General features: G+C 43.5%; 26 protein-coding genes. 18 read left to right on the top strand and 8 right to left on the bottom strand.

The features are described from left to right. Positions 1 to 79: 79 nt before the first annotated feature. The 3 genes from V7R55_RS07970 to V7R55_RS07960 are packed head-to-tail and all read right to left on the bottom strand — an operon-like array spanning position 80 to position 2,730. Positions 80 to 592 carry a hypothetical protein gene (locus V7R55_RS07970; protein WP_334058890.1) on the bottom strand — a complete coding sequence of 171 codons (513 nt, stop codon included), beginning with the start codon at positions 590 to 592 and terminating at the stop codon, positions 80 to 82. Between the two features lie 2 nt (positions 593 to 594). Next, a complete protein-coding gene (locus tag V7R55_RS07965; protein WP_334058889.1) occupies positions 595 to 2,355 on the bottom strand; it encodes a DUF885 domain-containing protein in 1,761 nt (586 codons plus the stop codon). 39 nt (positions 2,356 to 2,394) lie between these two features. After that, the gene (locus tag V7R55_RS07960; protein WP_334058887.1) at positions 2,395 to 2,730 is read right to left on the bottom strand and encodes a DUF1820 family protein; all 336 of its coding nucleotides are present in this window, start codon (positions 2,728 to 2,730) and stop codon (positions 2,395 to 2,397) included. Between the two features lie 186 nt (positions 2,731 to 2,916). Here V7R55_RS07960 and V7R55_RS07955 point away from each other — a divergent pair, with 186 nt between their 5' ends. Next, entirely contained in the window at positions 2,917 to 4,554 is a 1,638-nt protein-coding gene (locus tag V7R55_RS07955) for a M28 family metallopeptidase (protein ID WP_334058885.1), read from the top strand. Positions 4,555 to 4,599: 45 nt separating this feature from the next. Here the strand turns inward: V7R55_RS07955 and V7R55_RS07950 are convergent, their stop codons facing one another. Further along, entirely contained in the window at positions 4,600 to 5,442 is an 843-nt protein-coding gene (locus V7R55_RS07950) for an adenylyltransferase/cytidyltransferase family protein (protein ID WP_334058883.1), read from the bottom strand. A gap of 108 nt (positions 5,443 to 5,550) precedes the next feature. Here V7R55_RS07950 and V7R55_RS07945 point away from each other — a divergent pair, with 108 nt between their 5' ends. Then, positions 5,551 to 6,615, top strand: a complete 1,065-nt coding sequence (locus tag V7R55_RS07945; protein ID WP_334058881.1) for a CDP-glycerol glycerophosphotransferase family protein — start codon at positions 5,551 to 5,553, stop codon at positions 6,613 to 6,615. An 89-nt stretch (positions 6,616 to 6,704) separates the two neighbouring features. Here V7R55_RS07945 and slmA read toward each other — a convergent pair whose 3' ends face one another. Beyond that, a complete protein-coding gene (slmA, locus tag V7R55_RS07940; RefSeq protein WP_012516568.1) occupies positions 6,705 to 7,292 on the bottom strand; it encodes a nucleoid occlusion factor SlmA in 588 nt (195 codons plus the stop codon). 115 nt (positions 7,293 to 7,407) lie between these two features. Beyond that, positions 7,408 to 8,637: a bifunctional phosphopantothenoylcysteine decarboxylase/phosphopantothenate--cysteine ligase CoaBC gene (gene coaBC / locus V7R55_RS07935; protein ID WP_334058879.1), complete on the bottom strand. Its 1,230-nt coding sequence runs from the start codon at positions 8,635 to 8,637 to the stop codon at positions 7,408 to 7,410. A 205-nt stretch (positions 8,638 to 8,842) separates the two neighbouring features. On the opposite strand from coaBC, the gene radC reads away from it, so the two are divergent. The 9 genes from radC (at position 8,843) to mutM (ending at position 16,007) form a co-directional block, all read left to right on the top strand. Further along, positions 8,843 to 9,520, top strand: a complete 678-nt coding sequence (radC, locus tag V7R55_RS07930) for a RadC family protein (RefSeq protein WP_334058877.1) — start codon at positions 8,843 to 8,845, stop codon at positions 9,518 to 9,520. Between the two features lie 92 nt (positions 9,521 to 9,612). Next, on the top strand, positions 9,613 to 9,972 hold the full coding sequence (locus V7R55_RS07925; protein WP_334058875.1) for a hypothetical protein: 360 nt from the start codon (positions 9,613 to 9,615) through the stop codon (positions 9,970 to 9,972). 93 nt (positions 9,973 to 10,065) lie between these two features. After that, on the top strand, positions 10,066 to 10,755 hold the full coding sequence (locus V7R55_RS07920; protein ID WP_334058873.1) for a YjbF family lipoprotein: 690 nt from the start codon (positions 10,066 to 10,068) through the stop codon (positions 10,753 to 10,755). Then, entirely contained in the window at positions 10,755 to 11,504 is a 750-nt protein-coding gene (locus tag V7R55_RS07915) for a capsule biosynthesis GfcC family protein (protein ID WP_334058871.1), read from the top strand. Before V7R55_RS07920 ends, V7R55_RS07915 begins: the two co-directional genes overlap by 1 nt. Then, complete coding sequence (locus V7R55_RS07910; protein WP_334058870.1) at positions 11,501 to 13,633, top strand: YjbH domain-containing protein; 2,133 nt, start codon at positions 11,501 to 11,503, stop codon at positions 13,631 to 13,633. Before V7R55_RS07915 ends, V7R55_RS07910 begins: the two co-directional genes overlap by 4 nt. A gap of 330 nt (positions 13,634 to 13,963) precedes the next feature. Then, positions 13,964 to 14,200, top strand: coding sequence for a 50S ribosomal protein L28 (gene rpmB / locus V7R55_RS07905; protein ID WP_012516576.1), 237 nt, complete (start codon positions 13,964 to 13,966; stop codon positions 14,198 to 14,200). An 11-nt stretch (positions 14,201 to 14,211) separates the two neighbouring features. Then, the gene (gene rpmG / locus V7R55_RS07900) at positions 14,212 to 14,367 is read left to right on the top strand and encodes a 50S ribosomal protein L33 (protein WP_012516577.1); all 156 of its coding nucleotides are present in this window, start codon (positions 14,212 to 14,214) and stop codon (positions 14,365 to 14,367) included. Between the two features lie 365 nt (positions 14,368 to 14,732). After that, complete coding sequence (locus V7R55_RS07895) at positions 14,733 to 15,194, top strand: hypothetical protein (protein ID WP_334058868.1); 462 nt, start codon at positions 14,733 to 14,735, stop codon at positions 15,192 to 15,194. 3 nt (positions 15,195 to 15,197) lie between these two features. Beyond that, entirely contained in the window at positions 15,198 to 16,007 is an 810-nt protein-coding gene (gene mutM, locus V7R55_RS07890; protein ID WP_334058866.1) for a bifunctional DNA-formamidopyrimidine glycosylase/DNA-(apurinic or apyrimidinic site) lyase, read from the top strand. Positions 16,008 to 16,095: 88 nt separating this feature from the next. Here the strand turns inward: mutM and coaD are convergent, their stop codons facing one another. Together coaD and V7R55_RS07880 are read right to left on the bottom strand one after the other, a co-directional pair. Next, the gene (gene coaD, locus V7R55_RS07885; protein ID WP_334058864.1) at positions 16,096 to 16,584 is read right to left on the bottom strand and encodes a pantetheine-phosphate adenylyltransferase; all 489 of its coding nucleotides are present in this window, start codon (positions 16,582 to 16,584) and stop codon (positions 16,096 to 16,098) included. A 109-nt stretch (positions 16,585 to 16,693) separates the two neighbouring features. Beyond that, positions 16,694 to 17,419 (bottom strand): 3-deoxy-D-manno-octulosonic acid kinase, encoded by a 726-nt coding sequence (locus V7R55_RS07880; protein WP_334058862.1) that lies wholly within the window; start codon positions 17,417 to 17,419, stop codon positions 16,694 to 16,696. Between the two features lie 72 nt (positions 17,420 to 17,491). On the opposite strand from V7R55_RS07880, the gene V7R55_RS07875 reads away from it, so the two are divergent. The 7 genes from V7R55_RS07875 to glpE all read left to right on the top strand — a co-directional run bounded on the left by V7R55_RS07875 (position 17,492) and on the right by glpE (position 25,395). Continuing rightward, complete coding sequence (locus tag V7R55_RS07875) at positions 17,492 to 18,517, top strand: glycosyltransferase family 9 protein (RefSeq protein ID WP_334058860.1); 1,026 nt, start codon at positions 17,492 to 17,494, stop codon at positions 18,515 to 18,517. Between the two features lie 86 nt (positions 18,518 to 18,603). Beyond that, complete coding sequence (locus V7R55_RS07870; RefSeq protein WP_334058858.1) at positions 18,604 to 19,077, top strand: hypothetical protein; 474 nt, start codon at positions 18,604 to 18,606, stop codon at positions 19,075 to 19,077. Further along, a complete protein-coding gene (locus V7R55_RS07865) occupies positions 19,074 to 20,249 on the top strand; it encodes a hypothetical protein (RefSeq protein WP_334058856.1) in 1,176 nt (391 codons plus the stop codon). Before V7R55_RS07870 ends, V7R55_RS07865 begins: the two co-directional genes overlap by 4 nt. Before the next feature lie 9 nt (positions 20,250 to 20,258). Continuing rightward, entirely contained in the window at positions 20,259 to 22,703 is a 2,445-nt protein-coding gene (locus V7R55_RS07860; protein WP_334058854.1) for a putative bifunctional diguanylate cyclase/phosphodiesterase, read from the top strand. A gap of 162 nt (positions 22,704 to 22,865) precedes the next feature. Beyond that, the gene (locus tag V7R55_RS07855; protein ID WP_334058852.1) at positions 22,866 to 24,062 is read left to right on the top strand and encodes a glycine C-acetyltransferase; all 1,197 of its coding nucleotides are present in this window, start codon (positions 22,866 to 22,868) and stop codon (positions 24,060 to 24,062) included. Next, complete coding sequence (gene tdh / locus V7R55_RS07850) at positions 24,059 to 25,084, top strand: L-threonine 3-dehydrogenase (protein WP_334058850.1); 1,026 nt, start codon at positions 24,059 to 24,061, stop codon at positions 25,082 to 25,084. Before V7R55_RS07855 ends, tdh begins: the two co-directional genes overlap by 4 nt. Next, positions 25,084 to 25,395 carry a thiosulfate sulfurtransferase GlpE gene (gene glpE, locus V7R55_RS07845; RefSeq protein WP_334058849.1) on the top strand — a complete coding sequence of 104 codons (312 nt, stop codon included), beginning with the start codon at positions 25,084 to 25,086 and terminating at the stop codon, positions 25,393 to 25,395. Before tdh ends, glpE begins: the two co-directional genes overlap by 1 nt. Positions 25,396 to 25,464: the final 69 nt, after the last annotated feature.

Genomic DNA, 25,464 nt, shown 5'->3' with positions numbered 1-25,464 from the left:
AACTACATAGTAAAGCGGGTGACCCTAGCACGTCATAGCACTAATGAAGTACTAATGAGAGGAAAAATAGAATGCGAGGTTACTCTTGCGTCGACGGTTCTTTTTGTGATTTTGCTGCAGTACCGCTTACGGTTGCTGTAACGGTTTGGCAAAAAGCTATAAATCCATCGGCGGTATTTTTTGCCCACACCATGCGAACGTTGCTAGGTAGGGCCTTCACCACTTCACGAACTTCCTCAAGAGTGACTTCTTCATTCTGCAACGCTTTATTTAAAGACTCTTCAAGGGACATGCCTTTTTCACAACAAGCCATAATAATGGTTGAAAAGTTGCGCATAAGCGGGTGTAGTGCATTGTATTGAGTTTGGTCGATAAGGCGGCTTTTATAGGCACTTTCAATACGCGTATTAAGATTTTTCTCCAACGCATCTGTAACAAGAACAAGGTTGCGATAAGCATATGTAACCTTGTTGTTGCTCTGTTTATTCGAGTGACGCAATAGCGCCAGTTCTTTCTGTAAATTCTGCGCTCGCAGCACAAAGTAAATTAAAAACAGGATAAGTAATCCAATAATACCAAATGCAACGATCATGTTTATTGTGCCTTTTGTTCTTCTATAAACGTATTGATGTTTTGCTCCAAGATAAACAGTGGAACTGAGCCATTTTCTAACACGGCGCGGTGGAATTTACGCACGTCAAAACGCTCGCCTAATGCTTTCTCTGCTTTCTCTGCTTTCTTGCGAAGGCCTTTAATTTTGATTTCACCAATCTTGTAAGACAAGGCTTGCGCTGGCCAAGAGATATATCGGTCTATTTCAGTATTTACGTTGTGTTCTGAAAGCGCGGTGTTTTCCATCATATAATCAACCGCCTGTTGACGACTCCAGCCCATCGTGTGCATACCGGTATCAACAACCAAACGACACGCACGCCACATTTCGTAGCTTAAGCGACCGAAGTTGTCGTACGGCGTTTCGTAAATACCTGCTTCAATACCCAAAAACTCAGAGTACAGACCCCAGCCTTCACCAAACGCTGAAATATAGGTGTTACGACGTACCATAGGTAAGTCTTCAAGCTCTGCTGCTAATGAGATTTGAAGGTGATGCCCTGGAACTGCTTCGTGCAAAGTCAGTGCAGGCAGCGCATATAAAGGGCGCTTATCAAGGGCGTAGGTATTTACCCAGTAATATCCAGGCTGATCATCGCGGCTAGGGTGAATGTAACGGCCCGTTGTATATTTAGGCGCGATAGCGTCTGGTACAGGGGCTACACCGTAAGGCGTTCTTGGCAAATACTCAAAAAGAGAAGGGAGTTTCGCGTCCATTTTCTTTGCGATAAACGACGCTTCTTTTAGCAAGTCTTCAGCGCTGGTGGCATAGAACTGCGGGTCTTCGCGTAAAAAACTAATGAAGTCGTTAATGTCGCCATCAAAGCCAAGCTCATCCACAATTTGCTGCATTTGGGCGCGAATGCGTTTTACTTCAGACAAACCTAAATTATGGATTTCCTGAGGCGTCATATCCGTGGTGGTGTAATGCTTAGCTCTATTGGCGTAATATGCCACGCCGTCTGGCCAGTTGTTTGCGGCAATATCTTCACGGGCATTGGGAATGTATTCATCTACCATGAAGTCATAGAACATTTGATATGCAGGCAATACGCTGCTGTTTATGGCAGCCTTGCCTTGCTCCGTTAGCGCTGATTTTTGCTCGGCAGTAAAGTACTCTGGAAAACGGGTAAATGGAGAATAAAAACCACTGTCCGCTGCATTTTCAACAATATAAGACGCAACTGAGTCTTCAAACCCTTTAAGCACTACTTTAGGTTGCGTATAGCCTTCTTTTAGCGCCTGCTTCATGTAAGTAATTTGTTGGTCAAAATAAGGCTTAAGCGCGTTTAAGCGACTAATGTAAGCTTGATAGTCTTCTACGCGTTTAAACGTTGATAAATTGGGAAGCGAGGCCATGGCACCATGAAAGCCATATTCTGAATTGATGGGCACTAAGTGCGAGCGATACGTATATTCATCCACATAATTGGCTAAACGGTATTGCTGCATTAGCAAAGCAATATAAGCGTCAGTAGAGATATTGTCTTTTTTGTACCGATTCAAGGCTTTTTGAAACGTACGCCATTGTTCATTTTGTGCTTTAAGTGCTTCGGGCGAAATATCGGGTAGCACATGAGCGAGGGAAGTATCGCCTTGGCGAGACGCTAAAAGCGGGGAGACTGAGAGCTCATACTGCCAAATGTCATCAAGTAGTTGGTACAAGCTTTCATCGTTAAGGTTCTTTGCAGATGAACTAACACTGCAAATAAATAGTAATGCTGCTAATAGATAGCGATACATAAGGGTCTCCGGTAACCTTCACCGGTTTAACTCCGGCGGTTACTCTTTCGTTGGTGTATATATTGGGCTAGGGAAAGCAGTTACTTTATCAGATTTATTTTCTAATTGAGTAATTTTGGCTGTTCCTTTTTTATTTACGGCGTCAATGCGCAAAACGTTATGCATAGGAACATAAGTTTTTGTTACTTCAGAAAATTCAGCTTTTAATCTTTCATGGCTAGGGTCTACAACAACGCTCGTGTGTGTATCCCACACAAAGTCGCCTATCTCGATAAAGCCAAACAAAGTGCCTTGCATAAGGGTTTTTACATATAGCTCATAGCGTTCACCATTACTGATAAATTGAACGCGGTAAAGAATATCGTCTTTCGACATAGGTGCTGCTCTTCACTAAAAAATAAAGCCTTCCGGAATCTGATCCGGCGTTTGGCTAACAATTTTACCTTGCTCCTAAAATGCGAGCAACGGTAGGAAACGCATGGTAAACGTGAGCAGTTTAATGGTATTCCCCCTATTAACTGCGTTACCATGACGCACACTTAGTTATACGGTGAAATTACAATGATAAAAAAACTACTAATAGGTAGTGCAATGACAGCAATGACCTTTGCTGCCACTGCGCATAACCACGCATCGACAGACAATGCTTTTAACCCTGATACACAGCGAATTAAATCACATCTGTTTTTCTTAGCAGATGATTTACTCGAAGGTCGTGATACTGGCTCTCGCGGTCATGAAATTGCAGCGCTTTACATTGCTACCGAATTTGGCAAATATGGTTTGAAGCCAGCAGGTACAGATGGCTATATACAAAATGTATCTTTTCGCAAAGCAAACTTAGTACAAGAGTCGCCACAGTTTTCTTTTACGCACAATGGTGAAACCGTCGAGTTTGACTATCCGAAAGAGTATTTAGCTAGCCCGAGCTTGCTAAGCACTGAAGCTAATGTAAAAGGCGAAATGGTATTTGTCGGCTACGGTATTGTGGCTGACGAGCTATCCCACAACGATTACAAAGATCTCGATGTAGAAGGTAAAATTGTTGTTGCTCTTGCGGGCAAGCCAAGTGACTTCCCTTCAGAAGAAGGCGCTCACTTTGCATCTGGCTATCAAAAGCAAAAGTATGCCGTAGACAATGGTGCTATTGGCATGATCACTATCACTACGCCTAAAAATGAAAAAGTACGCCCTTATCAAAGTCGTTTAAACTATATTCATACGCCGCGTATGGCTTGGTTAGACGACAAAGGTCAACCGGCTAACCGCTTTTCTCAGCTTAAAGGCGGCGCTTATATGAGTGAAGGTGCTGCGCGTAAGTTATTTGAAGGCGCAGAAAAAAGCCTTGATGATGTTTATGCACAGCTTGAAGCAGATAAAGTACCACAAGGTTTTGCGCTAAATGGTGTGGTAGATATCAGTAAAAAAAGTGTTCACGACACCATTACAAGCCCTAATGTTGTAGGGATATTAGAAGGTTCAGACCCTGAGCTTAAAAACGAATACGTGGTTTTCTCTGCTCACTCTGATCACATTGGTTTTGCCAAAACAGTGAAAAAAGACAACATTAACAATGGTGCCATGGACAATGCGTCGGGCACGTCAGTAATGTTAGAAACTGCACGCCTGTTTAGCGAAATGAAAGAAAAGCCAAAGCGCTCAATTCTGTTCGTGTCGGTAACCGGTGAAGAGAAAGGCCTGTTAGGTGCTGACTATTTTGCCCGTAACCCGACGGTACCTGTTACATCAATGGTGGCGAACGTAAACCTAGATATGCCAATTCTGACCTACGAGTTTGCTGACGTTATAGCCTTTGGCGCAAACCACAGTGATTTGCAAGAATCAGTGGAAAAAGCGGCTGCTAATGCTGATATCGAGCTAAGCCCCGATCCATGGCCAGAACAGGCGCTTTTCACTCGCTCAGACCACTATGCGTTTGTAAAACAAGGTGTACCTTCAGTATTTATGGTACCGGGTCTTAAATCAAAAGATCCTAACGTAGATGGCAGTAAGGTATTTGGTAAGTTCTTATCTACGCACTATCACAAGCCGAGCGATGATATTAACCAGCCATTTAACTGGAATGCAGCAGAGACGTTCACCAAAGTTAACGCGCAAATTGGTTGGACGTTAGCAAATCAAGAAGATAAGCCGAAATGGAACGAGGGCGACTTCTTCGGTAACACGTTTAGTAAGTAAACGACTATGCATGAGCTAGCAGATAACTGCTAGCTCATAGCCCGGTTATAGTTTTCTTTTGAGCACGGTAGAGCTAACGTTGGGGGTATAATCGAAATAGACCATGTCGCAAGTTACGCTAGGGTATTTTCCTTTCCAATCGGAACCCACTGAAATCGCATCAATATTGTATTCATCTACCACTCTTTGTTTATTTTTATCTACCTGAGGGATGACCTCATCCACATATCGGTTTGATTCGAGGATGGAAATTCGTTCTTCAAACGGGATAAGCGGTGGTCGTCCTTTAGACTTCTCGATAAGCTCGTCGGTAGAGACACCTACAATTAAATAATCACAAAGCGCTTTTGTCTTCTTCAGTATATTTAGGTGCCCTTGGTGAAAAATGTCAAAGCAGCCTGATGTATACATTCTTTGATATTTTTTACCCGTTTCGGATGCGTTTGTAGAGGAAAGCAAGGCAAAGTCAGCGCGTAACGTTGCTCTCAATTCAGCAAAATAATCGTCATCCAATTCAAGCTTTTCGCTTAATACTGGTGGTTTTGGCCAGTGTTTGTCTTCAAATGACTTTTCGCAAAAAACTACTGGATGTTCGTAACGAGGAATAACGTGAAAATGAACAGCCGGATCGACCATCATTAACATTAAATAGTTTATTTTGCAGAAGTTGAAACGCTTTTTTAGCACCTTCTCTATATCTGCAACAACTATCTTTTGTTCTTGAGCTGCGCTTTCTGAAATATCAGAATAGTTAAAGACATCTTCTTTACAAATAAGAACTAATGAGCCAAGCGTGACCTGTCCAGGTCTGAGTAAAACATGCCAATAGTCGTATGTTTTAAGAAGATTATCGGGATAACCGAATTTAGATAGGGTAGTGTTAAGCATAAATTTTATTTTATAAATGATATTGTTCACACTGTAATACAAATTAAGTATTACGCCCAGTCGCCTATTTCTTTTTGATACTTACAATAAATAATAATACGAAAATTTATGAAAATAGCTTTTGACACCGTTAATGTATATTACCTACCTCAATTTATTCCTATATGTGAAGAACTTGCTAAACGCGGTCATAAAGTTCAACTCGTTTGCTATAGCAATAAAAATAACGTTCAGAAATTCGAACAAGTTTTATTATCGCTAGGCTATGAGTGTTGCTGGGTAGATAACGATAAAGCAGCCAGAGACTTTTATTTGAAAGAGTCTCCTGACTGGATTTTCTTTGGCAATGGCTTTCCTTATTTAGATGATATTCACAAAGTCAGTAAAACCGCACAACTTGGCCATGGTATAGGCCCTAAGCCAAGCTACTATCACAAATCATCTACGCCTATGACCGTGCGGTTTATTGAAGGTAAGGCACGTTTGGCTAAAATCAGGGAGCTTTATCCGAACGACGAATTTGTTCAGGTTGGTTTTTCTAAACTCGACCCTTTATTCAACAATACAGAATCAGGCTTAAGATATGCTGAATTAGGTTTAGATGAGAATAAGCCTACACTATTATTTGCGCCCACCTTTAACCCAAGTTCACTTGAGTGTTTTCCTGATGACTGGCCGAGCCACTTTACTGATTTCAACATTCTTATTAAGCCGCATACTTTTACTTACACCCGTGAAGCTTACAAAAATCAACGGAAAAAACTGAAAAAGTGGGAAGGGTTTACCAATACCTATGTAGCAACCGAAACAGACATATCTTTACTTCCTTTCATGAAAGAAGCGGATATTTTAGTCAGTGAAGCATCGAGTACGCTCTTTGAGTTTGTCGCGTTATCTAAACCCGTGATCGTATGTAATTTCTTTAAGTTGAAGTGGTCATATCGCGGTATTTTCAAGTACCGTTTTAAGAAGCGCTTTGGTAAAGATAACGTGATATATCAAAATATTGGACTTCACATAAACAGCTACAAAGAGCTACGAGGCGCAATAGAGAAACAATTAGAAAATAAAGCGTTATATAAAGAAGAGCGTGAGACATATACGGAAGACCACGTAGGCCCTACTGACGGTAAAAGCTCGCTACGCATAGTTGATTATATTGAGAAAAACTAACTGCGAATAGTTGTGTTGAAATGAAGCAGAATTGAGCATCAGTACTATAAAGCAAAACAAAAACTGATGCTTAGTTCAAATCTATGGCCTTACACAAACATTTGTTTAAACGCAGCCCATTGCTCATTGAACTGCTCGGTGGGTTTGCGGGTAAAGCCACTACGAATAAAGCCGTTAATACGTCCGTCGGTATAGCAAATCATCATATTGGCGATAATCGCTTCATCGGCAGAAAGGGTTTTCCCTTCGCGCAGCTTACGCTCTCGTAGCACTTGTTTAAGCTGGGTTTCTAAACGTTCAAAAAGCTTGGCGATACGCGCCCGTAATCGGTCTTGTTCACCCATTAACGCGTCGCCGTTTAAAATACGGGTAATGCCAGGATTTTTCTCGGCAAAGCCTAAAATAAGGTGAAGAATAAGCTGACAGCGCGTTAACGAGTCTTTTTCTTCGTTCACAATTTTATTGATACGCGTAAATAGCGTTTCTTCAATAAATTCGATAAGCCCTTCAAACATTCGCGCTTTACTGGGAAAGTGGCGATACAGTGCTGCTTCAGACACACCGACTTTTTCCGCTAATTTAGCAGTAGTGATACGTTGACCTGGGCTGGTTTCTAACATTCCAGCAAGTGCTTGCAGAATTTGGGCTCTGCGATTTGTTTTTTTGACAGCAGGCATGACGAAAGTGATTCCTCCGCTACCGAGTTATAACAACTCGGGCTCCATGTTAAGTTGGCTTACGCTAAAGCGTTTATATTTATCGTTTTTATTATCGACACTTAATAAGTATCTGTTAGTTTTTATTGTTTAAAGCGAAACGTTCTGCAATAAGTGCTAGCAGCTGCTCGGCTAGTGCATTTTTGCTGGTGGCAGGCAATCTTTTATCGCCCTCTTGCCATATTACATGCAGCGCATTTTTATCGCTATTAAACCCCAGACCTTCAGCCGTTATATCATTTGCCGCAATCATATCTAGCTTCTTTTTAGCGAGTTTGCCACGGGCATAATCTTCCACATTTTGGCTTTCAGCTGCAAAGCCTACGCAAAATGGACGGTCTTGTCTGTTAGATACAGTTGCTAGAATATCAGGGTTTTTAACAAAAGTAAGTGTTAACTCATCACCTGTTTTCTTTATTTTATTATCAGCAACTGAGCAAGCCTTATAGTCGGCAACCGCTGCGGTGCTTATAAAAATATCTGTAGAAGGTACAAGCTTTTCACAAGCGTTAAGCATTTCATCTGCGGTGGTAACATCAATTCGGTTACAGTGGGTAGGCGTAGAAAGGGTTACAGGCCCTGCAACTAACGTTACGTTTGCGCCTGCTTGAGCCGCGGCTTGCGCAATGGCAAACCCCATTTTTCCAGAACTGTGATTAGAGATATAGCGTACCGGGTCTAACGGCTCTCTGGTTGGTCCTGCGGTAATCGTAATGTGTTTTCCCGCTAAATTTTTTAACGCTAATGCCAACTCAGAAGACTTATCTTCATTTTCATTTAACGCATTGGCGATATCTACAGGTTCAACCATACGGCCCGAGCCCACATCACCACAAGCTTGCTCACCACTTGCTGGGCCAATAAAGGTTACACCGTCTTCTTGAAGTGTAGCAATATTGCGCTGTGTCGCCGAAGCTTTCCACATTTGCTGGTTCATTGCTGGGGCAACAAAAAGCCTAGCGGTTGTGGCCAAGTAAAGCGTGGTCAGTAAATCATCTGCCATGCCATGAACAAGTTTAGCGATCGTATTTGCCGTGGCTGGCGCAATAAGTAGAATGTCGGCCCATTTTGCTAATTCAATATGTCCCATCGCGGCTTCAGCAGCCGGGTCTAGAAGATGCTGATGCACCGGGTTTCCCGACACCGCTTGTAGCGATAAAGTGCTCACAAACTCTGCTGCAGAGTCGGTGACAACAACACGTACGTTTGCACCTAATGCGGTGAGCTTGCGAACTAAATCTGGGGCTTTGTATGCGGCAATACCACCGGTCACGCCCAGCAAAATGTTTTTATTAGCAATAGACATAAAAGAACACGAAATCTAAATATTAATATTAGCCTACCATGGTGACAAAAAATCGGATAGCTGAACAAACGTCGATCCTAGTGTACGGATACTATGTGTTTCTTATCTGTTCAACTTCAAAAGAAGAAACCCGCCTTTTATACAGTCGTTAATCTCTTTCAATTCAACTATAACCACTGTTTTATGAAGTTAACGGACCAAGGGCATGTCGATAAAAGTATGGCCGATAAGCGAAAGGCCAAGAGAGAAGCTATTGCAGCACGGTGCAGAAAGCTTGAGTGATGCTGAGCTTATCGCAGTGTTGCTGGGTAAAGGTGTTAAAGGAAAGAGCGCCTTATCTGTAGCGCACGAATTGTTAAATGAATTAGGGTGTTTGCGAGGTGTGGTAACTGCGACAAAAGAAAGCTATGCAAAGGTGTCTGGCATTGGGCCGTGCAAATACGCGCAGTTTCAAGCAGGCTTTGAAATCTTTAAACGCAATTTGGAAATAAAACTCAAACGGCAAGATGTGTTTAATAACGTAGATGACACCAAGCGTTACTTACAGGCTAAACTACGAGACTGTGAAAGAGAAAAGTTTGCGCTTTTGATGCTTGATAGCCAACATCAACTTATCGCTTTTCGCACTATGTTTAATGGCACGATCAATAGTGCTGCGGTATATCCTCGAGAATTGATCAAACAAGTTATGATCGACAATGCGGCGGCGATCATTTTGGTCCATAACCACCCTTCAGGCGTAGCAGAACCAAGCCATGCGGATATTCGGTTAACGACTGAGATCAAAAGTGCTATGGCATCGATCGACGTACCCGTGCTGGATCATTTTGTGGTTGGAGATAAAGAAACCATTTCATTTGCTCAGCGAGGCTTGCTAACATAAGAAATCTAAGTCATTTGTCGATTATAATCTAGTCAAATAGTTGAAAATGATTTAGCATAGGACTTAGTGGGTAATTTTATTAAAGGACTGTTATGAAAAAGTCAATCATTGCATTATTTGCAGCTGCTACAATGGCAGCAGGTGTTAACGCACAAGACGGTGAAGGTGGTGCTGGTGCAGGTGGTGCAGGCGCAGTAAGCGGTGGTCTAATCGCTACTGGTGTTGTTGCTGCTGGTATTATCGCTGGTGTTGCAAACAACAACTCTGCAGATGCGCCAGGAGATGGCGGCACTGATCCAGGTCAACCTACTTGTGAAGGTGACGATCCACTAGTAGACGGCGTATGTGTTGGTACAACTAACACTGTTACTGTTACTACTTCTGGTACTAGCACTGTAACTAAAACAATTACTGTGCCTGTTACATTTACTTACGCGCCGACCGTACAGTAAATTTAAGAGTATTCGAAAAAGCCGCTTTCTTTAGCGGCTTTTTTTATTTTTACAGCAAAATTTAATTTTTTTAGTTTTTGTCGGCGTACCTTAATGAAACTACACATTCTATCAGCCATTATCGGCGTTCTTTGCCTGTCTCTTTCAGGATGCTCTACAACAACACTAGCCTATTACAATACGCTTAAACTTGCTTTTAAAGACCGCACAGTAACTTACACCGTTGAAGAAATCGCGGCGAGTAAGGCGGATCTTATGCGAATTAAAGCGGGCGAACGAGACGCTGCGTCTCTTGCACTAGCCTATATCGATGGCGACAAATATAAGTGGGTGTCGGGTGATAAAGTTATTTTCACTATGCATCACGGTATTATTGTGAAAACGGAAGGTTTAGATAACGACCTCTTTTACACAGGCAATTTGCAGCACAATCCGTTAGCCACCAATGACGTTTTGCCTTTTAGCTGGAAGCGTAAAGTCGATGTTGCTTCAATTGGCTACGGGGTTCCGGTGGAATCTTCATGGCGAATTGTGGGAGAGGAAACCCGCGAATACCTAGGCTTTTCTGTTCCCCTTATTAAAGTCGTAGAAACCGTAGATTTTTCAGAATATACCCCCTTTATTGATGTGGGGTTGTCCTGGGAAAATACCTACTTCTTACACAAACACACAAAAGAAATGCTGGCCTCGAAGCAACAGTTTAGCCCAGAGGGAGACGTATACGATATGGTTTATTTAAGCCGTATTGTGCGTCAGATGAAAAAACAAGGAGTAATGCAATAATGAAGTTTATTCATACGCTTTTTATTGCCTTGGGTCTTATTATATCCACAAGTTTGTACGCCAATGACGGTATTGTAAGTGTGATGGTGAACAAGCAGACCTACCAGTTTGACCGACCAATCAGGTTATCAAGTGTGTTGTCTATTGTGGCAGACAATGGCGACTGGTATTGGCCCACAGCTTCTGCGTTTGATTTAACCAACCCAACAGCTGAAAGAGAAAAAGAGATAGCGCTATCGCAAATAAGAGAACTGCTGGTTGGTTTCGATACAGACTCAGATACTCACAAAGCGCTGCAAAACCTCTTTGATCAAGTATCTTCATGGACAGTGTCAACGCGCATAGATATGCCTATTTCTTACAATCGAGCTCGGTTGTTCTTCGAAGACAACCCTATGTTCCAGCCGGGTAAGTATTGGATTCGTTTGAACGGGCGTCCTAACGTAGTGCATTTTTCGGGTGCGGTGATAAAGCCGGGCGCTTATCAACACCAAAGCGATACCTCAATATACACGGCGGCTCATACGGTCAAAAAGGCAGTAGACGCTGACAGAAGCGTTGTTTATGTCATTGACCCAATGGGTAATATAGAAGAAAAGGGTATTGCTTACTGGAATTTAGATTTTGCTCAGCTTATGCCGGGTAGCCAGGTTTACGTGCCTATTTCTTCAGAGCTTTTCAGCAATAAACTTAAGCAATTAAATGAGCGGGTTGCCGCGTTAGCTGTACATAGGGTTTTACCTCAATGAGTGCGCCACTAATATCTAAGAAAAAACTATCTAAGAAAAGAATATCTAAGAAAAAAACACTCGCGTTGGTAATTGGCAGCGCATTATCTTCTACCACGCTAGCCGATACCCAGCTGCGCGTTACGCCTTCGCAGATGGTGCAAGGTGGTAATGGCCTAATCCAAACACCAACCGCGCGTATGCGAGACGAGGGCGGAATGGCTATCAACTATACCGATAATGGCGAATATCGTTTTTGGTCAGTTAATATTCAGCTCTATGACTGGATGGAAGCGACCGCTCGCTATACAGATGTACGTACACGTCTCTATAGCCAAGTTGAATCATTCAGTGGTGATCAAACCTTAAAAGATAAAGGCCTAGACGTTAAATTCAGACTATGGAAAGAAAGTTACTACCTACCTGATATCAGCGTTGGTTTTAGAGACTTCGGTGGCACTGGCTTCTTTGAAAGTGAGTACGTAAACGCCAGTAAATCTATAGGACCATTTGATTTCCACCTAGGCTTAGGTTGGGGGTACTTAGGTACAGCAGACGATATTACTAACCCATTTTGTGAGGTTAAAGATAGCTTTTGTGAACGTCCTGGCGGGTTTTCAGGCCGCGGTGGAAAGGTAGACTACGACCAATTTTTCAAAGGCACCACAGCCTTCTTTGGTGGCGTAGAATACCAAACACCATGGGAGCCATTAACCCTTAAACTAGAGTTTGAAGGAAACGATTACTCCCGTGACAGAGCGGGTCGTTTAGAGCAGGACTCTCGCTGGAATGTTGGCGCGGTATATCGCTATAAAGACTTTGATTTCTCGTTAAATTACCAACGTGGCAACACCATTGGTTTCGGTGTGACATACCGTTTCAATATGAATACTGCGTCGCAGATTAAATTCGACGATGCGCCGCGAAATTTGATGGGAAGAAATGCGCCATCTGATGTCAAGGATGTGAATAAATCACGCCTTTACAATGACCTTTATAACTCAGGCGGTTTCATCTTATCTGATGCTGAAATTAAAGAAGACAGCGCCACTTTCTATGGAACGCAGGTAAAGTACCGCGATCAGGATGAAGCAATGGAGCGGGTAGGTCGCGTTGCGGCTTCAGAACTGCCAGATAGCGTAAAAACTTATCACATGGTAGATAATCGTGGCGGCCTTCCATTGGTTGATACTCAAATAGACGCTGAAGCCTTTATCTCAGCAGCCCGTTATGAGTCAGTAGATGCTGACATAACAGAAACCTACGTAAGAACGTCACCTTCTGAAGAAGTGATGGAAGCATATGACCCTGAAAATACGTCGGGCCTTTTCTACAGCGCCGATTTCTTTTTCACTCAGTCATTTGGTAACCCAGAAGATTTCTTTCTTTATCAAACAGGGGTAATGCTAAATGGCGGCTATGCGTTAAACGAAAACTTCTCGGTAATGAGCAGCGCACGGGTAACACTGCTTGATAACTTCGATAAGTTTAATTATCTCGTTGACGGTGAAGATGTGTCACTACCTCGTGTACGTACTAGGGTTCGTGAATATGTGTCTGAAAATGATGTATGGTTAGATACTGCGTTTTTACATTACAAAGACAATATTGCCGAAGACCTTTATGCCCAAGCATACGCAGGTTACCTTGAAACTATGTTCGCAGGTGTTGGCGGAGAAATTCTGTATCGTCCTGTCGACAGTAATATCGCCTATGGCATCGATATCAACTACGTTAAGCAGCGTGACCCTTACAGTCAAACCGGCTTAGAGGATTACGATGCGATCACCGGTCATGCGAGTGTTTATTGGCAGCCTGAATTCCTTGATGGTACCCAAATCACGGTTAGTGCAGGTCAATTCTTGGCAAAAGACAAGGGTGTTAATATTGATTACGCCAAGCGCTTTGATAGCGGCATTATAGTAGGTGCTTATGCTGCGTTCACTGATGTTTCGTCTGAAGAATATGGAGAGGGGAGTTTTACCAAAGGTTTCTATATTTCCATTCCTACTGACCTGTTCTTGCTAGAACCGTCGAAAGGTCGTGGATTGTTCCCTTGGGTACCCATCTCTCGTGATGGTGGTCAGCTGTTACGCCGACCTTCAAGGTTGATAGACTTAACCGAAGTTAGGTCTCCTTTTTATGATTAAGTAGAAAAACGCCACGTGAATGTGGCGTTTTTTTTGCCCCTAAATATTCCAATTCAGCTATAAAATTAAAATATACATTGGGTATTTATTCGTAGCTAAAAGAGCAAGAGAAAAGTACAATACTGGCCGTGAAAAATGAGTGCTGGTGGTATTTTGTGCAAAAATAGTACGTAAAAGTAACCTTTTTGTACTTTCTTATTGAAATGATCCTGCCTTTGCTGTATAAAATGCGCCCTCTAATTTATAGTAATACGTCATTTGACCCAACCACTGTTTGAGCGCTTGGGATTAACTGACGCGACAGTTATCGTTGTTCTGGAGACAAATACAATGTCAAGAGTATGCCAAGTAACAGGTAAGCGTCCAACGGTTGGTAATAACCGTTCACACGCACGAAATGCGACTCGTCGTCGCTTTTTACCAAACCTTCAAACACACCGTTTTTGGGTTGAGAGCGAAAGCCGTTTTGTAAAACTACGTTTGTCTGCTAAAGGCATGCGTATCATCGATAAGAAAGGTATTGATTCAGTACTAACTGACATCCGTGCCCGTGGTGAGAAAATCTAAGGAAGCCGACAATGCGTGATAAAATTAAACTAGTTTCTTCAGCAGGTACAGGTTTCTTCTACACCACTGATAAAAACAAGCGTAACATGCCTGGCAAAATGGAGATCAAAAAGTATGATCCCGTTGTGCGTAAGCACGTTATGTTCAAAGAGGCCAAAATCAAGTAATTAGCTTGCTTTTGTCTCCACGAAAACCCAGCCTTTGCTGGGTTTTTTGCTTTTAAATTCGCAATACTTGCTCGCATACCTCACAGATCCCATAGGATCCCGACGTCGCATTTAAACGATCCCGCTTTTGCTCAAACATAAATAGTTGCCTTACCTGCAGCAGATCAGTCTTAAGCAGTAAGCTGATTAAGGCTTACAGTAACCTGTAGAAACGTATTAAGCTAGGCTCCTAGCATCGCCACCTTTTCGTTAAAAGCGATCCAAAAGAAGTTAAGCAGGTAATCTGCACATTGGATTAGCTTATAGGAGAACGAGGTATTACTATACTGCGTTGTTTATAGTCGACCATATTACGGGAATAACGCGTGGCAAGAATTTCTCAGCGGGCAATGAACAACGTCGTTATCATTGCAATGCTCATTATGATTGCACTGTTTAACTTAGACAGTTTGGTACCAAAGAAAGACTCTGTAAAAACGCGTAGCTTATTACCTGAAGATGCCTACGTACTCAAAATAGAGCAGGATAACAATAGTCTTGAGCGCATAGGGCAACAATGGCGTCAGAAAGGTCTTAATACCAGCCTTGCAGTAAAACCCGATGAACAGTTCTCACACTGGCAAAGGGCTATGCTGAACCCGGCTACTGAGGTACCTGAGTCAGTCATGAATACGCAGCCGTATATTGTTGTAGTTTGGCTTGCGGGCGATAGTGACGGCAAGGTTTATGCTATTTACCCCAATACATCACCAACTGTGATCAAATTCGAAAATAATTGGTACACATTAACCAATACCGACCTTGATAAATTATTACCTTGGACATGATAAATGCCTGAATTACCAGAAGTTGAAGTAAGCCGGCTAGGCATATCACCGCATTTGCTCGGCAATACCATTACTCATGTAGTGGTACGGGAACGAAGAATGCGCTGGCCCATACCTGAGGAGGTCTCAAGCGTTGAGGGTCAGAAGGTAATTGCGGTAAAGCGTAGGGCGAAATACCTGCTGATTGAAACAGCAACAGGCACGCTTATTTTACATTTAGGCATGTCAGGCAAGCTGCGTGTCATCGACGCGGCCACACCCGTTGTGAAACACGACCACGTGGACATTGTTCTAAATACTGGGAAATGCTTGCGTTTAAATGACCCTAGGCGCTTTGGAGCAGTTTTATTTCAAGCGCCCAATACGCATCAAGCAATGTTTGACAATCTAGGCCCAGAGCCACTTACAGAGGACTTTGACGATAAGCGCTTGTTCAGCCTATCGCGCAACCGCAAAGGCCCAGTAAAGAATTTCATTATGGATAACGCAATCGTTGTTGGTGTGGGCAATATCTATGCAAACGAAGCCTTATTTCTTGCCGGCATAGACCCAAGAAGAGCCGCGGGTAATATCAGCGCAGCCCGCTACAAGTCGCTCACTGCCACAATAAAGCAAGTACTCGCTAAAGCTATCGAGCAGGGCGGCACTACGCTCAAAGACTTTGCACAAACTGACGGCAAGCCAGGTTATTTTGCGCAGCATTTAAATGTGTATGGAAGAAAAGGGGAGCCTTGCGAAGTGTGTGGCAAAGCTATTGAAAGCAAAGTAATAGGGCAGCGAAACACTTTTTTCTGTACTCGCTGCCAGCGCTAGATGTAGTTAAAAAGCGTTGTAGTTAGCAAGAGCTACAGCTAGAAACCACTGAACAACTTTACCTATGGTATGTTACAAGCTGGTTCACTTAGCTTTTTTTACCCAGCCTGTCTCTTAGCGCTTGCTCTACTACGGGGTGGCAGAAACCACTTACTGCACCTCGGTGCAACGCCACTTCTTTTACTAGAGTCGAAGATATAAAAGAGTTTTCTTCCGCGGGGGTTAAAAATACGCTCTCAAGCTTTGGATTTAGGCGTCGATTCATATTCGCCAGCTGGAATTCATATTCGAAATCGGAAACCGCGCGCAAGCCACGAATTAAAATAGTCGCATTTTGATCGTCAGCAAAGTCAGCGAGTAAACCCGTAAACCCTACTACTTCTACGTTAGGTAGATCGGCCGTTACCTTCTTTATCATTTCTACCCGTTCCTCTAACGTGAATAATGGCTTTTTACTTGGATTAGAAGCGATAGCCACAATAACGTGAGAAAACAACTGAGAAGCGCGTTCAATAAGGTCTGCGTGACCGTTGGTGATTGGGTCGAAAGTACCTGGGTAAAGTGCTCTAGTGTGCATAAAATTGAATCTTATCGTCGTATAGGGTTTATAGGTTCAACGGGGCTACTGTACCACATTAATAAGTAATGCTAAGTACTGCTGCAATTATGTTTCTTATTCGTGGTCGTTAACGCTTAACCAATTCGTTATAGCCATCTAAGCATGCAGTCCAATCATCTTCTTTCCAATGAAATACTTTGTTTTTGGCTTGCTCTTTATGCAAAGAACGCAATAGGCGGTCTAAATTATTTTGCTTCCAGCTATTCCCTTGACGTTTCGAGCAGCGGTCAAAGTCGATAATCCAAATTTGTTTTTCGCTATCAATCATAATGTTTCGAACGTTTGCATCGTGATGATAAACCTGACAATTGTGCATTCGTGCTAGCGCTCGCCCTACTTCATTCCATCCGCCTTTTGACAATGGCTGCTGGCACAAAAAGTGGTGCAGATCTTGGCTATTTGGAATGTTAAGTGTGATGATATCGCCCCGATAAATCAGGCCTCTACGATGGATACGTGCAGCAACAGGAATGGGTACCAACAGGCCTTCTCCTCGCATGTATTCGAGTAATCTAAACTCTTCGAAAGGCCTAGAGCGCTCAATACCATTAAAAAAGTATTGGTCACTGAGTATCTTGCCTACCAGGCCGCCACGCATAAAGTGCCGTAAAACCCAATGCTGACCTTCATGCTCGATGAAAATGGTGGTACCACGTCCTTTAGCTTGGCCGGTTATTTTATTTTGGAGTTGCCAAAACTCAGGGCTAAACATTTCCGTGTTAGGCTGACTGACCAAGGTGTTGTCGAAAATAAAGTGGTGCCCAGCACCTATGTCTCGTCGCATCGTCGCCATGTTGCCCACAACTTATGGTAAATTTCATATTCTAATGATTTATTTTGGTTTTTCAGCAACGAGAGAGCTTCTGTGGGAAAAAAGATTTGTTTAATGCGCTTATCGGCTATTGGGGATGTGTGTCATGCCGTCGCTATGGTTACTCGAATTCAATCACAGTGGCGCGACGCTGAAATTACGTGGGTAATTGGGAAGGTGGAGTATCAGCTTGTTAAGCTGATGCCGAATGTACGATTCATTATTTTTGATAAATCAAAAGGCAAAGCAGCAGTGGAGTCGCTCAAAGCACAAGTGTCTGGTGAGACCTTTGATGCTCTATTGATGATGCAGGTGGCGCTAAGGGCTAACTTGGCTTCGCGAGTAATTAAAGCAAAACAGCGCATAGGTTTTGACTGGGCGCGAAGTAAAGAACTGCACTGGCTGTTCGCTAATAAGCGAGTTGCTGCTACAAAACATGCTCATGTGCTTAAAGGTTTTATGGATTTTGCCGATGCATTGGGCGTACCTGAGCCAAAAGCAGTTTCTTGGAATATTCCTGTTGCATCAGAAGATGCAACGTGGGGAGCGGAACAAGCTAAAACCTTGGGTAAATATGTCGTTATTTCACCAGCTGCAAGTAAAGCTGAAAGAAATTGGTTGCCACAGCGATACGCAAGTATTGCTGACTATATCCAAGAAGCCGGCATCAGCGTGATATTATGTGGCGGTCCAGGAGATTTAGACCGCAAAACTGCTGATGCAATAAAAGCGTGTGTGAAATATCCGCTTAAAGACTTTACTGGGCAAACAACATTGCATCAGCTGCTTATGTTACTCAAGCATGCCCACCTAGTTATTGCACCAGACACTGGACCTGCTCACATGGCTACAACCGTTGGCACACCAGTAATTGGGCTATACGCACATTCTAATCCACGTAGAACAGGGCCTTACAATAACCTTGATAGGTCGGTATCGGTATATGATGAGTGTATAGAAGAGCAAAAAGGAAAACCTTGGAGCGCTTTACCGTGGGGAACGCGAGCCAAAGGGAGCCAGTTAATGGAAAAAATTACCGTGGATATGGTTAAGCAAAAAGTTGCGCAGTTCCTCGTTTAATTTTTTTATCGTAAGGTAAAACTACTAATATTATCTACACTTAGTGTGGTTATGTGTACTTCTGTTTAACAGGGAGTTGTTACTGAATGAATAAGCCCGCTTTGCGATGGCTGTCCGAGTTTCATGCTTTTACTACATCTAGGAAAGTACTGCTAACATTAGCAGTGCTGTTCTTGTGTGTGCCTAAAGTAAAAGCATCAGAACTTAATGTCATGGTGAACGAGAGCGTGATGGTTGCAGAGCTCAGTCGCTCTGAACTTCGTCAAATTTTTACGGGACAGCGTCAATACTGGGACAATGGCACTAAAATCACCGTTTTCGTATTACAAGACAGCGACGAACTACATCGTCAATTTTGTCGTGATATTCTCCAAATGTTCCCTTATCAATTATCTCGGCTTTGGGATCAAATTACCTATTCTGGCCAAGGTATCACTCCTATCAGAGTAACCTCTTATCAAGCGCTAGTTGATGCATTGGAAAGCACGGTGGGCTCTATCGGTTATGTTGAACGAACTGATATCGTTAAGCTTAGACGCGTTGAGGTAGATATAGAATGAAAAAACACATCGCTTTAGCGCTTGGGCTATTCGGAACGTCTGTTGCTTGCGCGCAATCAGATTTTACATGGCATGGTTATCTTTCACAGGGCTTAACTCAGTCGAAAGACAGCAGCTTTATTACCGACGATAATAATGTGACGGGTGAACTCACTGAGATTGGCTTAAACGGTTATTATCAACTTGCAAAAAATATCTCTATTGCAGGTCAAGTTAACTATTTAGACGGGGGGAACCGTTTCGAACAGGGGGCTCGCCTGGATTATTTATTTGTCGACTGGAAACTGCCTGACTTACCAGGCGGGTGGCGAGGGCAAATTCACGCAGGACGCTTTAAAAATACTCATTGGTTGTATTCCTCCACTAGGGATGTTCCTCAAACGCGATATACGTCAGTATTGCCTCAGTCGGTGTATTTTGACGGGTTCCGTGATGTCGCTTTGGGCAGTAACGGTATTCTGACCAGTTTCTCTCATTACGGTAAAGAATATACGTGGGAGCTTAACTGGAGCTATGGGCGCTCGAACATCAATGACTCTCAGCGCGATTTTCTCTTAGGTAATGAAGCGAAAGGTAAGATAAAACAGGATTTTGTGCACCAAGCAAGTGTGTTTGTACAGCCCTCGTTCATGACGTGGAGACTAGGGGCGAGTTGGCTTAACTCTGACTTCAGATATACGCCATCACAAGATGACAATCGCTTGTCGGGCGGGGCTAACGTAGAGCGGTTTATGCTTTCTGCCCAATATTTTGCAGAGAATTGGGAAGTATCTGCCGAGCTACTTCGTGAAAAGCAAGACAGCCAAGGTTTGTTTGCCCCTGACTTTGCTGAAAAACGTACCGGTGAAGGTGGCTTTGTTCAATTTAGATATCTATTTAACAACGAATTTAGCGGCCTTATTGGTTACGATACCTATATTAATGATACCTCCGACAGTGACGGTAAAGACTTAGAGGCAAGAACTGGCGGCCTTATTCCTGCTTACTTTGGCTATCAAGACACTTATACATTGGGGTTACGCTGGGACATTGCACCTAAATGGAGACTACAGGGAGAGTATCACTGGGTTGAAGGGGCGACTCGCGTTGTAAGCCTGTTAAACCGCGATGTGGCATCCCACGCTGATAAACATTGGGAAATGTGGTCAATGCAGTTAACGTATTGGTTTTAAGGCTAAAAGATGAAGGTTCAGGTATCTTTTACCACTAAAACTATCGCTATTCTGCTGGCCATGGTTCTAACTGTTACTATCGTAATATCTACCGTGCTAATTAAAGAATCTGAAGCACAAGTTGTCATGCAGCAGCGGGAAAGCCAAATTAGCAACCAGCGCCGGGTTCAGCTCTTTGAAGATATACTTCACAGCCGCATGATTACGCTTATCGATATAATAAGCCGTAAAAATGGCGCGTATTCCAATAACCTTGATGAGTTACACCACACGCTAGATGACCTTAACGAATACCTAACGCTCAACTTTCAGGTCGAAAGCCTGTACTTATTCGATGAAAACGGCGTTGTCGGACAGCCCGCTTATCCTGTTAACACCACCATAAAGCGCCTTGTAGATTCAACCCGGGCAACATTTGAAAGCCGCTCGTTACTGGTCTGCGAGAGCGTATGCACTCATTATATTTCCATACCCATAATGTCGCCGAGCGATAAGGTGCCGGTTATTGTTGTGTCTACCTCCATGCGCGAGTTGCTTTACCTGTTCAGCCGCGCCACCGATGTTTATAAAGTGGCGGTAGTTCAATTAGATGAATCACAAACTGGAAAATTAGGGTTGAAGGTAGCAAGTCAAATTACCGCAGCTAATCGGCAGTTTTTGAGCTCGCTTTTCGACGCTTTACCCATTAACTGGCGCGTTGATGACCTTGTTATTAAAGGAGTGAATGTTGGTTTAGACAGCCAGCAGCTTTTAGTAAGCCTTCTACCTTTTGACCACGCGTCAGGCGACCATCCTTATTTACTTATTGTACAAGATGTGTCGGCAATGATGCGGCAAAATGAGCAATATCGTTACGTGGTCATCTCAAGCGCTGTCGGCTTATTTTTACTATTTTCATCATTGCTTTACCTCTTCTTAAATCAATATCGCACAAGGCTGCTGGATATTAGCGAACGCCTTCCAATGCTGGCTGAACATAAATTTAGTGAGTTTTATACTGTTGCCGCTAAGCGTCGAAAGCCGCCTATATTTCAGCTGACCGACGAATTAGATGTGGTTGAGGAAGCGGCTAATGATTTAGCTCGTCAGATGGAAAGCTTCGACGGTCAAATGGCGATCAATACCGCTAAGCTAGAAAAAATGGCGATGTTCGACGTGCTAACAGGTCTGCCTAACCGCAACATGTTGACCTTTCAAATTGAAAAACAATTGGCCAGTTCAATTCGCGATGACAGGCTAGTGGCTCTCATGTTCATGGACTTAGATGACTTTAAGAAAGTTAACGACAGCCATGGGCACGACGTTGGCGATAAGTTGCTTAAAGCTGCTGCAATGAGAATTTCCCGACCTATTCGGGAATCTGATATTGCATCACGGTTCGGAGGCGATGAGTTTGTCATTTTGCTTTCGAATATAGAGAATAAAAAACATGTCGACACGGTAGCGCAAAAAATTATCGACGAGTTTCAAGCGCCCATTATTGTTGATGACGTAACCTTTTACGTTTCAATCAGCATAGGCATTGCCATTACTAACCACTCACGCGCCACGCCGGTTGAGCTGCTGCGTCATGCCGATATTGCGATGTACGAAGCCAAAGCGAAAAAAGGTGCTGAGTTTAGGGTATATGACGCCACTATGAACCTTAAGGTAATGCAAAAGGTTGAACTGGAGTCTGAGGCTCGTGAAGCGCTAAGAGGCGATCAATTTAGCCTTGCCTTGCAACCACAAATAGACATGCACAGCGGCAAACTCATGGGGTTCGAAGCACTACTGCGCTGGTATCATCCTAAAAAAGGCCCTATATCGCCAGCTGATTTTATTCCATTGCTTGAGAATACGTCGTTTATGCTCGAGCTAGATTATTGGGTTATCACACGCTCCACGAACTTAATAAACGAGTTAAAAAATAGCGGCTACCCAGATATTAAGGTTGCGATTAACTTATCAGCAGGGCAGTTCCTTGACCCTAGCTTACCTGAGTTTTTACAGCACCAAATTATCAAAAACGACATCGCTCCCGACCAGGTCTGCTTAGAGCTAACGGAAACCGTTCTGGTCTCAGATATCAAACGGGCAATGGGAATAATGCAAACTATACGCGACATGGGCTGTATGTTGGCAATTGACGATTTTGGAACCGGCTATTCATCATTAAGCTACTTAAAGTCATTGCCTGCCGATTATATAAAGATAGATCGCTCTTTCGTTGCCAACATTGCCAGCAGTGCAGATGACAGAAACATTGTGCACTCCACCATATCTATGGTGCGTAATATGGGCATGCAGGTAATAGCTGAAGGCATAGAAAGCAATGAGCAATACGAACTGCTGTGCCATTTCGACTGTCATCAGGGCCAGGGATACCTTATTAGCCGTCCTATACCTGAAGTAAACCTATGGGACACACTAAGCGATAAGGTAGAAAACGGCTTTTGGAAAGATTTCACATAGCGCTTGAAGCAAATTAGTGTGATTTTAGTGTTTTTCTTAGAGTGTGCTGAATAATTTACAAACTTAGTCGACAAACCCATTAAATACAGCGCATGGGTGTGTACCCTTTCACGCGCTTTCATTACACTAGCGGTTTTTATATACCCACACTTGGAGAATGGCATGTCTGCGGCATTTATTTCTCATTTGCAATCGCAAATTGAAGCCACAAAAGAAGATGGTTTGTACAAAAAAGAGCGTGTGATCACGTCGCAACAACAAGCGGATATTGGTGTTGATGGTGGTGAGCAGGTTATTAATTTTTGTGCGAACAACTACCTTGGCCTAGCAAACAACGAAAGCTTAATCGAAGCGGCGAAAGAGGGCTTAGATAGCCATGGCTTCGGTGTAGCATCTGTGCGATTCATCTGCGGAACGCAAGACATTCACAAGCAACTAGAAGCCTCTATTAGCGACTTCTTAGGTACCGAAGACACCATTCTTTATCCATCTTGCTTCGACGCAAATGGCGGTTTGTTTGAAACCCTTCTTGGGCCGGAAGATGCCATCATATCTGATGCGCTAAACCATGCGAGTATCATTGACGGCGTACGTTTGTGTAAAGCCAAGCGTTACCGTTATGCCAACAACGACATGGCGGCCTTAGAAGAGCAATTAAAGCAAGCCGAGGCTGACGGTGCACGTTTTAAAATCATTGCTACCGATGGCGTATTTTCTATGGACGGCGTTATTGCCGATCTTGCTTCAATCTGCGACCTAGCCGACAAATATGATGCTATGGTAATGGTTGATGACTGCCACGCCACGGGTTTCTTGGGCGAAAACGGTAAAGGTAGCCATGAATATTGCGGTGTAATGGGCCGTGTAGACATTATTACAGGTACTTTAGGCAAAGCCCTTGGCGGCGCATCTGGCGGTTATACGTCGGGCAAAAAAGAAGTTGTAGAGTGGCTACGTCAGCGCTCGCGTCCTTACCTATTTTCTAATTCAGTTGCGCCACCTATTGTTTCAGCATCATTAAAAGTGTTTGAAATGATGAAAGAGGGTGATGAGTTACGTGCTAATTTATGGCGAAATGCCAACCACTTCCGCAACCGCATGGAAGAGGCGGGTTTCACCCTTGCAGGTAAAGATCACGCCATAATTCCAGTAATGCTTGGTGATGCCCGCTTAGCCAGTGAAATGGCTGACAAACTGCTAGAAAAAGGCATTTACGTTATTGGCTTCTCTTACCCAGTTGTGCCAAAAGGCCAAGCTCGCATTCGTACGCAAATGTCTGCAGGTCATAGCCTTGAACACGTCGATAAAGCCATCGATGCGTTTATCGAAGTAGGTCGCGAAATGGGAGTGATTTCATGAAGTCGCTAGTAAAAGCGAAAGCGGAAAAAGGTATTTGGCTACAAGACACACCAAAGCCTGAAGTAGGGCACAACGACTTACTGATTAAAATTCGCAAAACCGCGATTTGCGGTACCGACATGCACATTTACAATTGGGATGAGTGGTCGCAGAACACTATTCCAGTACCCATGGTGGTTGGTCACGAATACGTGGGCGAAGTAGTCGGTATGGGCCAAGAAGTAAAAGGCTTCAACGTTGGCGACCGCGTATCAGGTGAAGGTCATATTACCTGTGGCCATTGTCGTAACTGCCGTGCTGGCCGCGTACATTTGTGTCGCAACACCGAAGGTGTGGGCGTAAACCGCCCTGGTGCGTTTGCAGAATACCTAGTTATTCCAGCGTTCAACGCATTTAAGATTCCAGACAATATCAGCGACGACCTCGCGTCTATTTTCGACCCATTTGGTAATGCTGTTCATACCGCGCTAAGTTTCGACCTAGTAGGCGAAGACGTACTTATCACAGGTGCAGGACCGATCGGTATCATGGCCGCAGCAGTAGCTAAGCATGTTGGGGCGCGTCATGTAGTTATCACTGATATCAACCCGTATCGCCTTGAACTTGCTGAAAAGATGGGCGCCACGCGCGCTGTTGATGTAAGTAAAGAAAACTTACAAGATGTTATGAACGAACTGGGTATGACCGAGGGCTTTGATGTGGGCCTTGAAATGTCTGGTGTACCAGTAGCGTTTAGAGACATGCTAGATAAAATGAATCACGGCGGTAAAGTAGCCATGCTGGGGATTCCTCCGCAAGATGTTGCTGTTGACTGGAACCAAGTTATTTTCAAAGGGTTGGTGATAAAAGGCATTTACGGTCGTGAAATGTTCGAGACTTGGTACAAAATGGCAAGCTTGCTACAAAGTGGCCTGGACCTTTCTCCCATCATCACCCATACCTTTTCCATTGATGACTTTCAGAAAGGGTTTGATACCATGGGGTCAGGACACTCAGGTAAAGTTATTTTGGATTGGCAATAATGACAACATTCTCACACATTAGCGTAAACGACGTAGCTAACTTTCAAGGCGACGTAACAATTGTGGATATTCGCGATCCCCAATCGTTTGCTAATGGCCATATGCCCAATGCGGCACCGCTTAACAACGACAACTTTGGGGCGTTTATTGACCAAGCGCCTAAAGATACCCCTGTTGTTGTAGTGTGTTACCACGGCGTAAGCAGTCAACAGGCTGCGCAAGTGATTGCTCAGCAAGGTTTTGAGACCGTTTATAGTATGGACGGGGGCTTTGAAGCGTGGCGACTGGCTAACCCGGTAGTAACCGAATAGCGATTTTCTAGAGGTGCACAATGTGCACCTTTATTTTATGTTTTGCAGGTCCTTCACTATTTCAGTATA

The organism is Alteromonas sp. S005 (assembly GCF_036864475.1).
Classification (GTDB): domain Bacteria; phylum Pseudomonadota; class Gammaproteobacteria; order Enterobacterales; family Alteromonadaceae; genus Alteromonas.
The sequence above is the reverse complement of the archived record's forward strand: the minus strand, read 5'-3'. Positions and strand labels throughout refer to the sequence as shown.

What these genes read in the sequence shown, in the direction of transcription:
- V7R55_RS07965 (WP_334058889.1), bottom strand. Translation starts at nt 2,355, where the DNA reads ATGTATCGCTATCTATTAGCAGCATTACTATTTATTTGCAGTGTTAGT.
- mutM (WP_334058866.1), top strand. Translation starts at nt 15,198, where the DNA reads ATGCCTGAATTACCAGAAGTTGAAGTAAGCCGGCTAGGCATATCACCG.
- radC (WP_334058877.1), top strand. Translation starts at nt 8,843, where the DNA reads ATGTCGATAAAAGTATGGCCGATAAGCGAAAGGCCAAGAGAGAAGCTA.
- rpmB (WP_012516576.1), top strand. Translation starts at nt 13,964, where the DNA reads ATGTCAAGAGTATGCCAAGTAACAGGTAAGCGTCCAACGGTTGGTAAT.
- V7R55_RS07920 (WP_334058873.1), top strand. Translation starts at nt 10,066, where the DNA reads ATGAAACTACACATTCTATCAGCCATTATCGGCGTTCTTTGCCTGTCT.
- V7R55_RS07960 (WP_334058887.1), bottom strand. Translation starts at nt 2,730, where the DNA reads ATGTCGAAAGACGATATTCTTTACCGCGTTCAATTTATCAGTAATGGT.
- V7R55_RS07860 (WP_334058854.1), top strand. Translation starts at nt 20,259, where the DNA reads ATGAAGGTTCAGGTATCTTTTACCACTAAAACTATCGCTATTCTGCTG.
- tdh (WP_334058850.1), top strand. Translation starts at nt 24,059, where the DNA reads ATGAAGTCGCTAGTAAAAGCGAAAGCGGAAAAAGGTATTTGGCTACAA.
- coaD (WP_334058864.1), bottom strand. Translation starts at nt 16,584, where the DNA reads ATGCACACTAGAGCACTTTACCCAGGTACTTTCGACCCAATCACCAAC.
- V7R55_RS07950 (WP_334058883.1), bottom strand. Translation starts at nt 5,442, where the DNA reads ATGCTTAACACTACCCTATCTAAATTCGGTTATCCCGATAATCTTCTT.
- V7R55_RS07865 (WP_334058856.1), top strand. Translation starts at nt 19,074, where the DNA reads ATGAAAAAACACATCGCTTTAGCGCTTGGGCTATTCGGAACGTCTGTT.
- rpmG (WP_012516577.1), top strand. Translation starts at nt 14,212, where the DNA reads ATGCGTGATAAAATTAAACTAGTTTCTTCAGCAGGTACAGGTTTCTTC.
- V7R55_RS07855 (WP_334058852.1), top strand. Translation starts at nt 22,866, where the DNA reads ATGTCTGCGGCATTTATTTCTCATTTGCAATCGCAAATTGAAGCCACA.
- V7R55_RS07925 (WP_334058875.1), top strand. Translation starts at nt 9,613, where the DNA reads ATGAAAAAGTCAATCATTGCATTATTTGCAGCTGCTACAATGGCAGCA.
- coaBC (WP_334058879.1), bottom strand. Translation starts at nt 8,637, where the DNA reads ATGTCTATTGCTAATAAAAACATTTTGCTGGGCGTGACCGGTGGTATT.
- V7R55_RS07945 (WP_334058881.1), top strand. Translation starts at nt 5,551, where the DNA reads ATGAAAATAGCTTTTGACACCGTTAATGTATATTACCTACCTCAATTT.
- V7R55_RS07870 (WP_334058858.1), top strand. Translation starts at nt 18,604, where the DNA reads ATGAATAAGCCCGCTTTGCGATGGCTGTCCGAGTTTCATGCTTTTACT.
- V7R55_RS07910 (WP_334058870.1), top strand. Translation starts at nt 11,501, where the DNA reads ATGAGTGCGCCACTAATATCTAAGAAAAAACTATCTAAGAAAAGAATA.
- glpE (WP_334058849.1), top strand. Translation starts at nt 25,084, where the DNA reads ATGACAACATTCTCACACATTAGCGTAAACGACGTAGCTAACTTTCAA.
- V7R55_RS07915 (WP_334058871.1), top strand. Translation starts at nt 10,755, where the DNA reads ATGAAGTTTATTCATACGCTTTTTATTGCCTTGGGTCTTATTATATCC.
- V7R55_RS07955 (WP_334058885.1), top strand. Translation starts at nt 2,917, where the DNA reads ATGATAAAAAAACTACTAATAGGTAGTGCAATGACAGCAATGACCTTT.
- V7R55_RS07880 (WP_334058862.1), bottom strand. Translation starts at nt 17,419, where the DNA reads ATGGCGACGATGCGACGAGACATAGGTGCTGGGCACCACTTTATTTTC.
- slmA (WP_012516568.1), bottom strand. Translation starts at nt 7,292, where the DNA reads ATGCCTGCTGTCAAAAAAACAAATCGCAGAGCCCAAATTCTGCAAGCA.
- V7R55_RS07970 (WP_334058890.1), bottom strand. Translation starts at nt 592, where the DNA reads ATGATCGTTGCATTTGGTATTATTGGATTACTTATCCTGTTTTTAATT.